At 70.4% G+C, this 12,987-nt stretch carries 10 protein-coding genes and 1 pseudogene; 5 read left to right on the top strand and 6 right to left on the bottom strand.

Annotated elements, in window-relative coordinates:
* Nucleotide 1: 1 nt before the first annotated feature.
* Nucleotides 2-1,816, bottom strand: a complete 1,815-nt coding sequence (locus tag BN12_RS08265) for an amino acid permease (RefSeq protein WP_083454505.1) — start codon at nt 1,814-1,816, stop codon at nt 2-4.
* A gap of 274 nt (nt 1,817-2,090) precedes the next feature.
* On the opposite strand from BN12_RS08265, the gene BN12_RS08260 reads away from it, so the two are divergent.
* The 3 genes from BN12_RS08260 (at nt 2,091) to BN12_RS08250 (ending at nt 5,490) form a co-directional block, all read left to right on the top strand.
* A complete protein-coding gene (locus BN12_RS08260; protein WP_162233069.1) occupies nt 2,091-3,383 on the top strand; it encodes a serine hydrolase domain-containing protein in 1,293 nt (430 codons plus the stop codon).
* A gap of 63 nt (nt 3,384-3,446) precedes the next feature.
* A complete protein-coding gene (locus tag BN12_RS08255) occupies nt 3,447-4,892 on the top strand; it encodes a biotin carboxylase (protein WP_048551595.1) in 1,446 nt (481 codons plus the stop codon).
* Nucleotides 4,893-4,902: 10 nt separating this feature from the next.
* Nucleotides 4,903-5,490 (top strand): GNAT family N-acetyltransferase, encoded by a 588-nt coding sequence (locus tag BN12_RS08250; protein ID WP_048551592.1) that lies wholly within the window; start codon nt 4,903-4,905, stop codon nt 5,488-5,490.
* Between the two features lie 30 nt (nt 5,491-5,520).
* Here BN12_RS08250 and BN12_RS08245 read toward each other — a convergent pair whose 3' ends face one another.
* Genes BN12_RS08245 through BN12_RS08230 form a run of 4 tightly spaced genes read right to left on the bottom strand, consistent with a single transcriptional unit; the run spans nt 5,521 to nt 11,295 of the window.
* The gene (locus BN12_RS08245) at nt 5,521-6,297 is read right to left on the bottom strand and encodes a DUF427 domain-containing protein (RefSeq protein ID WP_053079982.1); all 777 of its coding nucleotides are present in this window, start codon (nt 6,295-6,297) and stop codon (nt 5,521-5,523) included.
* Nucleotides 6,298-6,351: 54 nt separating this feature from the next.
* Nucleotides 6,352-7,224, bottom strand: coding sequence for a class I SAM-dependent methyltransferase (locus tag BN12_RS08240; RefSeq protein ID WP_048551590.1), 873 nt, complete (start codon nt 7,222-7,224; stop codon nt 6,352-6,354).
* A gap of 22 nt (nt 7,225-7,246) precedes the next feature.
* Nucleotides 7,247-8,443 carry a serine hydrolase domain-containing protein gene (locus BN12_RS08235; protein WP_162233068.1) on the bottom strand — a complete coding sequence of 399 codons (1,197 nt, stop codon included), beginning with the start codon at nt 8,441-8,443 and terminating at the stop codon, nt 7,247-7,249.
* Between the two features lie 50 nt (nt 8,444-8,493).
* Nucleotides 8,494-11,295 (bottom strand): aconitate hydratase, encoded by a 2,802-nt coding sequence (locus BN12_RS08230; protein ID WP_048551585.1) that lies wholly within the window; start codon nt 11,293-11,295, stop codon nt 8,494-8,496.
* A gap of 153 nt (nt 11,296-11,448) precedes the next feature.
* Between BN12_RS08230 and BN12_RS08225 the strand changes: the two genes are divergently transcribed.
* Both BN12_RS08225 and BN12_RS08220 read left to right on the top strand, forming a co-directional pair.
* Nucleotides 11,449-11,694, top strand: coding sequence for a hypothetical protein (locus BN12_RS08225; protein WP_048551584.1), 246 nt, complete (start codon nt 11,449-11,451; stop codon nt 11,692-11,694).
* A 520-nt stretch (nt 11,695-12,214) separates the two neighbouring features.
* Nucleotides 12,215-12,457 carry a ribbon-helix-helix domain-containing protein gene (locus BN12_RS08220; RefSeq protein ID WP_048551583.1) on the top strand — a complete coding sequence of 81 codons (243 nt, stop codon included), beginning with the start codon at nt 12,215-12,217 and terminating at the stop codon, nt 12,455-12,457.
* 316 nt (nt 12,458-12,773) lie between these two features.
* Here the strand turns inward: BN12_RS08220 and BN12_RS25070 are convergent.
* Nucleotides 12,774-12,987: pseudogene (locus BN12_RS25070) on the bottom strand (class I SAM-dependent RNA methyltransferase); the annotation flags it as partial.

Below are 12,987 nucleotides of genomic sequence, written 5' to 3'. Positions count from 1 at the left end.
GTCAGACCGCCGAGAGGGACTTCGCCTCGACGTGCGTCACCGGTATGCCGAGCGTCTGGGCCCGGTCGACGACGTCGAAGCGCTGCCAGACCGACTCGGACGCCGGCAGGGTGACGACGACGATCTGGTCGGGCTTGAACTGGTCGGCGGACGCCTGCAGGGCGCGCAGCGGACGGTAGTCGCCGAGGGCGCCGCTCGCCGCGAGCCCGTGGGACCGCAGCGTCTCCAGCGTCGTGTCGAGCCGCTCCTGCGCGGCGCGGACCGTGGCATCGGCGACCGACACCGCGCCGTGCGTCGCCGCCACGCCCGTCTCCACGGGGCTCGCCGGGACGCACACGTAGTACTCCGCCTTGCCGGTCGCGTCGATCCGTCGGAGCTCGCCGACGAGCTCGTCCGAGCCCAGCGTCTGGTTGGCGAGGACGAGCACCCGGTGGGCGGTCCCGGTCGGCTCGGGAGCGATCGGCTCCGGCAGCCGCGCGATGCGGGCCCTGTTGATGAAGAAGAGGACGAGGAAGACGGCCCACGACAGGAGGCTGAGCCACAGCTGGATCCGGACGTCCTTCTCGAGGGCCATCTGGACGAGGACCGCGATGATGGCGAGCGTCGTCAGCGCGGACAGGGCCGGGAAGAGCCACATCTTCACCTTGAGCCGGCTCTCGTCCGTCCGGTAGCGCAGCACGATCTGCGAGATGCAGATGAGCAGGTAGACGAAGAGGATGACGGCTCCGGAGGAGTTGAGCAGGAAGCTGAACACCTTGTCCGGCGAGATGGCCGCGACGATGACGCAGAGGAAGCCGATGACCGACGAGGTGAGGATCGCGACGACCGGGACCCCGCGGGAGTTGACCGACACCATCGCCGCCGGAGCCTCCCGCCGGGCCGCGAGGACGAACAGCATGCGGGACGCCGTGTACATGCCCGAGTTGAGGCAGGACAGGACCGCCGTGAGGACGACGGCGTTCATGATGTGGTCGGCGAACGGAATGCCGATCTTCTCGAAAGCCGACACGTACGGCGAGGCCGCCAGGTCGTCGGAGTTCCACGGCAGGATGACGGCGAGGAGGAAGATCGAGCCGACGAAGAAGAGCGAGATCCGGGTGATGACCGAGTTCGCCGCCTTGGCGACGGCCTTCTCCGGGTTGTCCGACTCCGCCGCGGCGATGGTCGCGATCTCCGCGCCGACCATGGAGAAGATGACGGTGACGACACCGGCCGTGATCGCCCAGCCGCCCTTGGGCAGGAAGCCGCCGTGCGCCGTGAGGTTGCTGAAGTCGAGGTGCGCCCCGGGCCACAGGCCGAGGATGAAGAGCGTTCCCGTGACGAGGAAGACGATGATCGCGGCGACCTTGATCCCGGCGAACCAGAACTCGAACTCTCCGAACGAGGACACCGAGATGAGGTTGGTTCCGGTCATGAGCATCATGAGGATGAGGCTGAGCACCCAGGTCGGCGCGTCGGGCAGCCAGAAGTTGATGACCTTGGCGCCGGCGACCGCCTCGAACCCCACGACGATGACCCAGAAGTACCAGTAGAGCCAGGCGACCGAGAATCCCGCCCAGTCGCCGAGCGCCGTCCGGGCGTAGTCGGAGAACGACCCGGTCGAGGGGTGGGCGACCGCCATCTCGGCGAGCATCCGCATGACCATGATGATGAGGACGCCGCACAGGGCGTACGTGAGGAACGCCCCGGGGCCGGTCGCCTCGATGACGGCGCCGGACCCGACGAACAGGCCGGCGCCGATGACGCCGCCCATCGCGATCATCGTCAGCTGGCGCTGGTTCAGGCCCTTCTTCAGCTCCGGTCCGGCGCCGGCCACCTCAGGCCTCCTCGGACGTGACGACGGGGAACGGTGGCGGCGCGAAGCTGGTCATGAGTGGTCCTTCACGAGCGGTTCCGACGAGGCGACACTGCCCCGGGCTGATGACCGGACAGCGTAACGATCGTTACACCGGTCGTCCATACCCCGTCTGAATTGGCGTCATACCGGGGGCCTATGACCGGAAACCTCTCCGTAACGAGCGCGTCACGGACGTTACGGAGACCCGGATGCGCTCTGGCGCCGCTGCTCGCGCGTCCCTAGGATGCTCGCCATGCCGTCCGCGCCCCCCGACCGTCTCCCGGGGACGAGCGGCGACACGTGGCTCGACGCCCCACACAGCGCATGGGCGGTGTGGCATCTCGACGAGCTGGCTCCCACCCAGACCGTCGGCCGGGGGACGGGCCCGGTGCGGCCGCTCCCCCGGGCGTCCCGCGAGCTGCCCGTCGGCGACTTCCTCGTGACCCGGGGGGACGGCTCCGAGGCGACGGTGCGCGACCTGCTCGACGCCACCGAGACCGACGCGTTCGTCGTCCTCCAGGACGGCACCCTCGTCCACGAGGAGTACGCGCACGAGGGTGCCGAGACGGGCCGCCACGCGGTCCTGTCCATCACGAAGACGATCGTCGGGTGCGTCGTCGCCTCGCTCGCCGAACGTGGCGATCTCGACCTCTCGGCGCCCGTCTCGGCCTACGTGCCCGAGCTCGGCCGGAGCGGCTACAGGGACGCAACGCTGCGGAACCTCCTCGACATGCGCAGCGGCGTCCGTTTCGTCGAGGCGTACTCCGACCCCTCCTCCGACGTCAACGAGCTGGACCGCCGGCTCGTCGACATCGGTCTCCACGCCTACCTGAGGACCCTCCCGCAGGAGCGGCCCCACGGGAGCTCGTTCCGCTACCGGTCGAGCGAGACCGACGTCCTCGGCTGGGTCTGCGAGGCCGCCACGGGCACGCCGATGGCGACCCTCATGTCCGACATCGTGTGGGGACGCATCGGGGCCGAGGCCGACGCCTACATCTCGTGCGACGTCAAGGGTTCCGCGATCCACGACGGGGGTTTCGCCGCCCGCGCCCGCGACCTGGCCCGGTTCGGCCAGATGCTCCTCGACGGAGGCACGGTGCCCGACCTCGGCGCCCCGGAGGAGGATCCCCAGGTCGTCGTGCCGGCCCGCTGGCTGCGCGACGCGTGGGGCGTCGACTCCGACATCCGGTCGGCCTTCATCGAGTCCCCGAGCGAGCTGACCTACCGCGGCGGCTGGTACCGGAACCAGATGTGGTTCCGGCCCGGCCCCTACGGCGACGTCCTGCTGTGCATCGGCATCCACGGACAGCTCATCCACGTGAGCCGGCGGACCCGCACCGTGTGCGTCAAGCTGTCGCACTGGCCGGACCCCGTCGACCTCGACCGCAGCCAGGACACGCTGCGCCTGTGCGACACCGTCGGCGGCATCCTCGCGGCTCGGGGCCACCACCCGAGCACCCGCCCCGGTCGCGGCCTCCCCGGTGTCGCCGCGGGCACCCGGCGGGGGTCCTCGACGATGCAGCACCGGAGCCCCGCCCCCACCTGAACCTCCTCGTCAGCCACCGACCGAACACCGACCCGACACCCGCCACCGACCAGAGGACGCGACATGAGCTTCAAGAGCCAGCTCAACGGCATACCGGAGATCCGCACGTTCTTCCGGACCAACGACCAGCCGATCTACTTCTTCGGCCCGACCGCCTTCAACCTCCTCGGCATCGACCGGTGGGTGCGCAACTTCCGCTACGTCGTCTACTACGACTCGTGGGACGGCGGCCACCCGCGCGTCTTCAGCCCGAAGAACAAGCCGTACGTCGAGTTCGAGTCGAGCGAGCAGATCAACAACTACCTCCTACGCGACCCGGAGGTGCAGGCCTACCTCGCGAGCCGCGGCGGGCGCCCCAAGGTCGCCATGGTCTTCTTCGACGAGGAGACCGAGGAGCTGTGCCAGGAGCTGGGCTACGACCTCATCCTGCCGCCGGACGAGCTGCGCCGGCGCCTCGACTCCAAGATCGTCACGACCCAGCTCGGCAACGAGGCCGGCGCGCCGTCGGTGCCCAACGTCCTCGGGCGCGCCGAGACGTGGGAGGAGCTGTCCGCCCTCGCGACCGACAACGGCCTCGGCACCGACCTGGTCATCCAGACGCCCTACGGCGACTCCGGCAAGACGACGTTCTTCGTCGCCTCGGAGGAGGACTGGGACAAGAACGCCGCCGACATGGTGGGCCAGGAGCTCAAGGTCATGAAGCGCATCGACAACAAGGCCGTCGCCGTCGAGGCGTGCATCACGCGCCACGGGACGATCGTCGGGCCCTTCATGGTCGACCTCACGGGGTACCCCGAGCTCACGCCGTACAAGGGCGGCTGGTGCGGCAACGACCTGTTCCCCGAGGCACTCACGCCCGACCAGCGGTCGCGCGCCATCGACCATGTCCGCAAGCTCGGCGACCGGCTCGCCAAGGAGGGCTACAAGGGCTTCCTCGAGATCGACGTCCTCGTCGACCTCGCGACCGACGAGGTCTACCTCGGCGAGCTGAACCCGCGGATCTCCGGCGCGTCGTCGATGACGAACGTCACGGCCGGCGCGTATGCCGACGTGCCCCTCTTCCTCTTCCACCTCCTGGAGTTCATGGACGTCGACTACACGGTCGACGTCGAGGAGATCAACAGCCGTTGGCGTGACCTCGCGGCCGTCGACGTCTGGTCGCAGCTGATCATGAAGGAGCCGAACGACAGCGTCGAGCTCATCCACGCCGCCCCGCGGACCGGCACCTGGCGGCTCCACGACGACGGGTCGTTCGTCTTCCAGGCGGTGAGCAACGACTGGCACGACATCACGACCGAGGACGAGGCGTTCTTCCTCCGGGTGTATGCCAAGGGCGACTACCGCTTCAAGGGCGCCGACCTCGGCATCCTCGTGACGAAGGGCCGGATGCAGACGAGCGAGGGGCTGACGGCCAAGTGCCGCACCTTCATCGAGGCGATCCGCTCCCAGTACGTCACCGAGCCGATCAGCGACGCCCCCGCCGTGATGCCCATCGCCTACGTGAAGTAGCCGATCTCGCGTGCCGCGTCCGGTCCTCCGCACCGACCGGATCGTGCTGCGCCCGATGACGCTCGAGCACCTGCCGCTGCTGCACCGGCTCGACACGGATCCGGAGGTCATGCGCCACCTCCTCGGACGGGCACGGACGCCGGCGGAGATCGAGGAGTTCTGGACTCCCCGGTGCTCCGACACCGTCGCCGACGCGGTCGGGCTCGGCTGGTGGGTGGGGTTCGTGGAGGGCGACTTCGTCGGCTGGTGGGACCTCGGCCGCAGCGACTCCGATCCGGACGCGCCGATGCACCCCGGCGAGGCCGAGATCGGCTGGCGCGTCGCCCGGCGACACTGGCGCCGGGGGCTCGCGACGGAGGGCGCCCGGGCGGTGCTGCGTCACGGGTTCGAGACGGTCGGCCTGCGCCGCGTGCATGCCGAGACGATGGCCGTCAACGCGGCCTCCCGGGGCGTCATGCGCGCGATAGGGATGCGACTCGTCGGCACGTCGCCCGCCTCACAGCGGGCGACCCTGCCCGGAGCGGAGGACGGCGACGTGACGTACGAGATCACCGCCGCGGAATGGCGCCTCGCGCACGGGTCCGCACCCGCAGGCTGACGCCGGTGAGTGGGACGTGCCCACCGGACGCTACGACTCGCCGGGCATGGAGCCGTCGGCGCGCACGTCGTCGACGAGGACCGCCGCGTCCCGCCAGAAGCAGAGCATCCCCGCGACGGGCGCCGCGTCATGGAGCGGCTCAGGGTAGAACCACGCGACGTCGGGGGCATCCTCGGCGCTGAGGTAGGACGCCACGCCCTTGTACGGGCACGTCGTGTGGGTGTCGGAGGGCCGGAGCAGGTCCGTCCGGACGTCTTCCGGCGGGAGGTACCAGCGCACCGGAAGCCCGGTCTCGAAGAGTGCCACGGGGCGCGTGGAGTCGGCGACCACGACGTCCCCGACGAGGACCCGCACGTGGCGGGAGCTGCGCGCCGTATCGATCCGCGAGTAGGGGTCGCGGGGGTGTCCGAGGACGACCTCGTCCTCCTCCATCCACGTGAACGGACGGCTGTGGACGATGACGCGGCCGCCGAGCGCCGGGTCGTCCGGCCGGAAGGCCACCTCCCCGTGCCCCTCGAGGGTCAGGGACCGTCCCGGTGTCGTATGCCACTCCGGATGCACCGGCGACAGCACCGCCGGGAGGTCGTCCGGCAGGGCGGCGGGTTCCGCCTCGGACAGGGTCACGGCGATGTCGCCGGGCGGCACCGCATACAGGGGCGTCACCCGCCTCGGCTCCCAGACGAGCAGGGCGGCACGGCTGTCGAGGACCGTCTCGCCGTCCAGGAGGGCGCGCACCCGCTTCTCGGTCGCCACCTGGCGCAGCTCGGTGAGATCACGGAACCTCTCTGCCCGCAGGTCGATGGCCATGGACACGAGTCTCCTCCCGAGGTGGCGCGCTGTCACCGGTCGGAACCGACACTGTCAGCGGAGGACGGCGACGAGGATCCGCCCGTTGCGCAGCGACCCCTCGTTCCCGGGCGGCAGGTCGAGGCCCTCCGCGAGGGCCAGCAGGCTCTCGTCGGAGAGCACCTCGAATCCGCCCCGCTGCAACAGTGTTCGCAGCTGCCCGGGGCGCCACATCGACCGCCAGGGCTCACCCGCCATCGGGTCCGGCTGCCGCGACAGCCGCCACACCAGCCGCATGGCGCCCTGCATGACGCGGGTGAAGAGCGACCTCGCCTGGTAGTTGACGACGAGTCGGCTCCCGGTGGCGGACAGCTCGGCGACCTGCGCGACGGTCCCGCGCACCGCGCGGGCCGTGAGGTAGGGCACGACGCCCTCCCACACCCACGTCGTCGCGACCTCGCGATCGAAGCCGGCCGCCACCAAGGGGCCGGCGAGGGAGTCGGCCGCGAGGTCGACGGCGACCGGGACGAGCCGTCCGGCGACGGGCTCGAGGGCACCGGCCCGTCGGACCTTGTCGGCCTGCGACGCCGGATGGTCGACCTCGTACACCGTCGCGTCGGCCAGCTCGGGCATCCGCCAGGCCCGCGCGTCGAGGCCGGCGCCGAGGATGACGACCTGCGGCGCCGCGTGGGCGCGGACCGCCGCGTCGATGGCCACCGTCCGCGGGACCATGGTGATCCCGGTCCGCCGGACCATCTCGTATGCCATCCGCTCGCTCCCGGGTGGGGCCGCGCCGGTCCGCACGCGATCGACGACGGCACGCTCCGCCGGGTCGAGGAGCCGGACGGCGACGGGGTCGGAGAACCGGCCCACGGCATACCGGCCGTCGGCCGCCGCCCGGCCCTGGCAGACGAGGACCGCCGTGGAGCTCGCCGCCCGGGCCGTCATGGTCGGAGGACCGCCACGACGGTCACCGACCGGCGAGCGCCGTGCCGAGGAGCCGGAAGGCGCGGAGGGTGTCGACGAGGTGGTCGACGTCCTGGGCCGCCGGCCACGACGACTGCTTGACGGCCACGAGGCGCGTCGAGGGGTGCACGAAGACCATCTGGCCGTGGATCCCGAGGCAGACGAGGGCGACGTCGTCCCCGCCGGGGACGAACCAGAACTGACTCCGGTACCACCCGCCGGGGAGCACGGCCTCGTTGTCGGAGGCCGCGAAGGCCTTGCGCACGTCCTCGGGGCGGTCGTAGGCCGCCTGGATCCACGACGACGGCACGACCGGCGCGCCGTCGACGATGCCCTCCTCGAGGAGCATCTGGCCGAACCGCGCCATGTCGCGGGCGGTCGCGGACACGCCTCCGTCGTGGATCGCCGTCCCGACCGTGTCGCAGGTGATCTCCGCGTCCCGCTCGGCGCCGATCGGCCGCCACACGAGCTCGGAGATGAGGTCGGCCATCCGCACGCCGGCGGCCCGCTCGCAGACCCAGCCGAGCATGTCGGTGTCGGCGGACCGGTAGGTGAAGACGCCCCCGTGGTCGGTCTCCCGCTCCAGGCTCGCGAGGTAGGCGTAGGCGCCGAGGGGGTCGCCCTCCGCGATCGGCCGCCAGCCCATCGAGCGCTCCATGACGCGGACCTGGGCGTCGGGGTTCGTGTAGGCCTCGGAGAAGGCGACCCCCGTCCGCATGTCGAGCAGGTCGCGGACGCTCGTCCCGCCGTACCCCGAGCCGTCGACCTCCGGGACGTAGTGGGTCGTCGCCGCCGACGGGTCGAGGAGACCACGCTCGGTGAGGATCCCCGCGACGCAGCCGACGATCGACTTCGAGCACGACATCATGAGGTGGACGGACTCGGCGCTCATCCCCTCCGCATACCACTCGGCGACGAGGGCGCCGTCGTGGAGGACGACGAGGGCGTCGGTATGCGTGGTGTCGATGACGTCCTGGACGGTCTCGGTCCCGCGGGACAGCCGCGACACGGAGACCGCCGAGAGGTCGGCGCGAGGGCCCTCCGGGAGCGGCCGGGTCTTGACGCCGGCGGCGATGCGCTGGCTGCCCATGAGCTCCCGCATGTGACGGAAGGACCACTGGACGCTGTCCGGCTCCTGCCAGTTGTCCAGGGTGACGCGCGTGCTCTCCTCCGTCGGGAAACCTCTCATCATCGATGGCATGTCGAGCATCCTAAGGATGCTCGACATGCCCTCGACGACCGCCCCGCCCGTCAGGAGACGAGGGAACGCAGGACGTACTGGAGGATGCCTCCGTTGCGGTAGTAGTCCGCCTCACCGGGTGTGTCGATGCGGACGACGGCCTCGAACTCGGCGTCCGGCTCGCCGTCCTTGGACACGGTGACGGTGACGGTCTTCGGGGTGCGCCCGTCGTTGAGCGCGGTGACGCCGGAGATGGAGAAGGTCTCCGTGCCGTCGAGCCCGTAGTCCGCCGCGGTCTTGCCGTTCGGGAACTGGAGCGGGAGGACGCCCATGCCGATGAGGTTGGAGCGGTGGATCCGCTCGTACGACTCGGCGATGACGGCCCTGACCCCGAGGAGCGCCGTGCCCTTGGCGGCCCAGTCGCGCGACGAGCCGGAGCCGTACTCCTTCCCGGCGAGGACGACGAGCGGGACCCCGGCCTCCTGGTAGGCCTGCGAGGCCTCGAAGATCGTCGTCTGCGGTGCCCCCTCCTCGAGGAAGTTGCGCGTGAAGCCGCCCTCGACGCCGTCGAGGAGCTGGTTGCGGAGCCGGATGTTGGCGAAGGTTCCGCGGATCATCACCTCGTGGTTGCCGCGCCGCGAGCCGTAGGAGTTGAAGTCCTTCCGCTCGACGCCGTGCTCGGCGAGGTAGGTGCCCGCCGGGCTGTCGGCCTTGATCGAGCCGGCGGGGCTGATGTGGTCGGTCGTCACCGAGTCGCCGAGCTTGGCGAGGACGCGGGCACCGGAGATGTCCTCGACGGGAGCGGGCTCGTGCTGCATACCCTCGAAGTACGGGGGCTTGCGGACGTAGGTCGAGTGGGCGTCCCACGCGAAGGTGGCGCCCTCCGGCGTCGGCAGCGACTGCCAGCGTTCGTCACCCGCGAACACGTCGGCGTAGTCCTCGGTGAACATGTCCTTGCTGATCGACCGGGCGATGGTCTCCTCGACGTCGGCGGCCGAGGGCCAGATGTCCGTGAGGTAGACGTCGTTGCCGTCGCCGTCCTGGCCGAGCGGCTGGTTCTCGAAGTCGAAGTCCATCGTCCCGGCGAGGGCGTAGGCGATGACGAGGGGCGGCGAGGCGAGGTAGTTCATCTTCACGTCCGGGTTGATCCGGCCCTCGAAGTTGCGGTTGCCGGACAGGACCGAGACGACGGCGAGGTCGTTGTCGTTGACTGCCTTGCTGACCTCCTCGATGATCGGTCCGCTGTTGCCGATGCACGTCGTGCAGCCGTAGCCGACGAGGTAGAAGCCGAGCTTCTCCAGGTAGGGCCACAGGCCGGCCCTGTCGTAGTAGCCGGTCACGACCTTCGAGCCCGGCGCCATCGACGTCTTGACCCACGGCGGGACGGTGAGACCCCTGTCGACGGCGTTCTTCGCGAGCATCGCCGCCGCCATCATGACCGAGGGGTTGGAGGTGTTGGTGCAGCTGGTGATCGAGGCGATGACGACATGGCCGTGGTCGATCTCGGCCCGCTGTCCGTCGATCGTGACGAGCGCCGGGTTCGTCGCGCGGTTGCCCGTGACCGGCCGGCTGTGGACCGGCCGCCCGGCCGTCTCGGACCCCTCGAGGGCGTCGTGGCTCGGCGCGTCGGAGGCGGGGAAGGTGTTGGCGAGCTCGTCGTCGACGCTGCTCTTCTCGATGCCGTTGCCGTCCACGACGTAGTTCGCGAGGTCGCTGCGGAACTGCTCCTTGGCCTTCGTCACCTCGATGCGGTCCTGCGGGCGCTTCGGGCCGGCGATCGACGGCACGACGGTCGACAGGTCGAGCTCGAGGCGCTCGGAGAAGCGCGGCTCCACCGCCGGGTCGAGCCACATGCCCTGCTCCTTGGCATACGCCTCGACGAGCGCGACCTGCTCGTCGGAGCGGCCGGTGAGGCGGAGGTAGTCGAGGGTCACGTCGTCGATGGGGAAGATGGCGCACGTCGAGCCGAACTCGGGGCTCATGTTGCCGATCGTCGCGCGGTTCGCCAGCGGCACGGCGGCGACGCCCTCGCCGTAGAACTCGACGAACTTGCCGACGACGCCGTGGTCGCGCAGCATCTCGGTGATCGTGAGGACGACGTCGGTCGCCGTCGCGCCGGCGGGGATCTCCCCGGTCAGCTTGAAGCCGACGACGCGCGGGATGAGCATCGACACCGGCTGGCCGAGCATGGCCGCCTCGGCCTCGATGCCGCCGACGCCCCAGCCGAGGACGCCGAGCCCGTTGACCATCGTCGTGTGGCTGTCGGTGCCGACGCAGGTGTCGGGGTAGGCGACGCCGTCCCGGACCATCGTCACCCGGGCGAGGTGCTCGATGTTGACCTGGTGGACGATGCCGGTGCCCGGCGGCACGACCTTGAAGTCGTCGAATGCCGTCTGTCCCCAGCGGAGGAACTTGTAGCGCTCGCCGTTGCGCTGGTACTCGATCTCGACGTTGCGCTCGAAGGCGTCGGCCCGCCCGAAGACGTCGATGATGACGGAGTGGTCGATGACGAGCTCGGCCGGCGCGAGCGGGTTGATCCTCGACGGGTCGCCGCCGAGGTCGACGACGGCCTCGCGCATCGTCGCGAGGTCGACGACGCAGGGGACGCCGGTGAAGTCCTGCATGATGACGCGGGCCGGGGTGAACTGGATCTCGGTGTCGGGCTGCGCGTTCTCGTCCCACGAGCCGAGAGCCCGGATGTGGTCGCCCGTGATGTTGGCCCCGTCCTCGGTCCGCAGGAGGTTCTCCAGCAGGACCTTGAGGCTGTAGGGAAGCGTGTCGCTCCCCTCGACCGATCCGATCCGGTAGATCTCGTAGGACTTCTCGCCGACGGTCAGCTCACCGTGGGCGTCGAAGCTGTTGGTGCTCGGCACTGTGCACTCCTTAGCTTGTCACCGGTATTTATCTTGACGTCAAGATACCCTATCGGGTCGTGTGACGTCGATCGGGCGGAGGAGACGCCCACCCGACGGTCGCACTGCGCGTCCCGTGCTGTCTCGCCCCCCATTGTCCAGGCCACGGGCCCCATGATCGCCACCCCCTCGAAGGGCTCGCTCCCGACGTCGGCCGAGATGCTTCTCGCCGGCTCACCCTCGGCGCGATCCTCCTCGCCGTCGCAGATCGCAAGGGTGGTCCGTGGCCGGCTGGCTGCGGAGCCGGGATACACCGCGGCCGGGCAGGTCCTCGGCATCGGCCCCACCCCGGGCGCGGTGTCCGTCGCCGAGATCGGCGACGGACACCGGTTCACATCGACGCCGGCGCTCGCCTCGTAGGCCCGGTCGGCGCGCGCACACCCAGGTCGGCGTCCTCTGCGACGGACGCGTCCGCACGCCGGAGCACCTGCCCGCCGGACCGCCGCATGAGACAACCGCTCGCCCCAGCCAGGCCGGTACGAGTCGAGGGAGGTCATGACTCCCACGATGGCGTAGGTTGCTCCCTCTGACCCAGATCCACGAGTGGGCCCTCCGGCCACTACGCGGTCGGCCTCCATCCGAGCCCTGACCGCGAGGCCCATCCCGACGTGCGCGCACCGCTGTCGAAGCCTCACCGAAGACGGAGCACCGTATCCCCTTGACACGGCCCCGCTTCTCCAGGATGACCCGCGATGGCGCCGTACTTGAGGCCCGCAGGCCTCGGTGCGGGGTTGCGGGCCATTGCGCATCGAAGCGAGCCTAGTCCGAGCCCTTGTCGAACCCGGGGCCTGACGGCCGCAAGCGACCGCGGGCTCACCCCCGGCGGCGCTACGCGGCTAGATTGGGGAACAGCCCGACCGCGCACGCCTAGGAGGGGCCGATGACAGTTCTTCCGGTCAATGTCGACGACGACCTCATCGAGCTGCTCGACGCCCAGGCGGCCGAGTCGGGCAGGTCCCGCAGCGAGGTGCTGGCTGCTGCCATTCGCCGTGGTCTCGGCGGCGGTCGCCTGGCTGAGACCCTGGCGGCCTACCGGACGGGCGAGGAGATCTCCGACGTCGACGCGATGGCTCTCGCGAAGGCCGAGCTCGCCGCCGCACGTGCGGGGCGCGCCACCGCGTGAGTGGCGCTCCACCCCGTCGGGTCGTCATCGACCCGAACGTGTTCATCTCAGCAACGATCACGCCCATCGGCCTCTGACAGGACGGGTGCGCGTTGCACGTCGCCCGCGTCGATATCCCCACCACCGCCTGTGACCGCGAATGTGTCCGGCCGTCCATCAGCGACATCTTCCGCCGCGACGCCCAACCCGGCTGCAACGTGGCCATCGTCTGCCTCACCGCCGACCGCGAGCATCGGTGATGCATCGTCGCGACGTGGGCCGTGGACAACTCCCAGCATCCCGCCGGGAGAGGCCACGAGGAGCGGAGGCCCCGCTCCTACATCGCATCAGAGCCACTTTTCGTCAGCGAAGCGACGCATTCAACGTGATGGGTCATCGGGAAGGCGTCGAGGACGCGGATGCCGCGCAGCGGGTACCCGACGTCGGCGAGGTGGGCGACATCGCGGGCGAGGGCCGCCGGGTCGCAGGCGACGTAGGCGACGGCCCGCGGGCCCATCGCGGCGACCGCACCGACGACCTCCCGGCCGGCG

The sequence above is a fragment of the Nostocoides japonicum T1-X7 genome, assembly GCF_001046855.1.
GTDB lineage: Bacteria > Actinomycetota > Actinomycetes > Actinomycetales > Dermatophilaceae > Nostocoides > Nostocoides japonicum.
The sequence above is the reverse complement of the archived record's forward strand: the minus strand, read 5'-3'. Positions and strand labels throughout refer to the sequence as shown.

Excerpts from the sequence above, each read along its gene's own strand:
- BN12_RS08260 (WP_162233069.1), top strand. The coding sequence starts at position 2,091 with ATGCCGTCCGCGCCCCCCGACCGTCTCCCGGGGACGAGCGGCGACACG.
- BN12_RS08255 (WP_048551595.1), top strand. The coding sequence starts at position 3,447 with ATGAGCTTCAAGAGCCAGCTCAACGGCATACCGGAGATCCGCACGTTC.
- BN12_RS08245 (WP_053079982.1), bottom strand. The coding sequence starts at position 6,297 with ATGGCCATCGACCTGCGGGCAGAGAGGTTCCGTGATCTCACCGAGCTG.
- BN12_RS08240 (WP_048551590.1), bottom strand. The coding sequence starts at position 7,224 with ATGACGGCCCGGGCGGCGAGCTCCACGGCGGTCCTCGTCTGCCAGGGC.
- BN12_RS08235 (WP_162233068.1), bottom strand. The coding sequence starts at position 8,443 with ATGCCATCGATGATGAGAGGTTTCCCGACGGAGGAGAGCACGCGCGTC.
- BN12_RS08225 (WP_048551584.1), top strand. The coding sequence starts at position 11,449 with ATGATCGCCACCCCCTCGAAGGGCTCGCTCCCGACGTCGGCCGAGATG.
- BN12_RS08220 (WP_048551583.1), top strand. The coding sequence starts at position 12,215 with ATGACAGTTCTTCCGGTCAATGTCGACGACGACCTCATCGAGCTGCTC.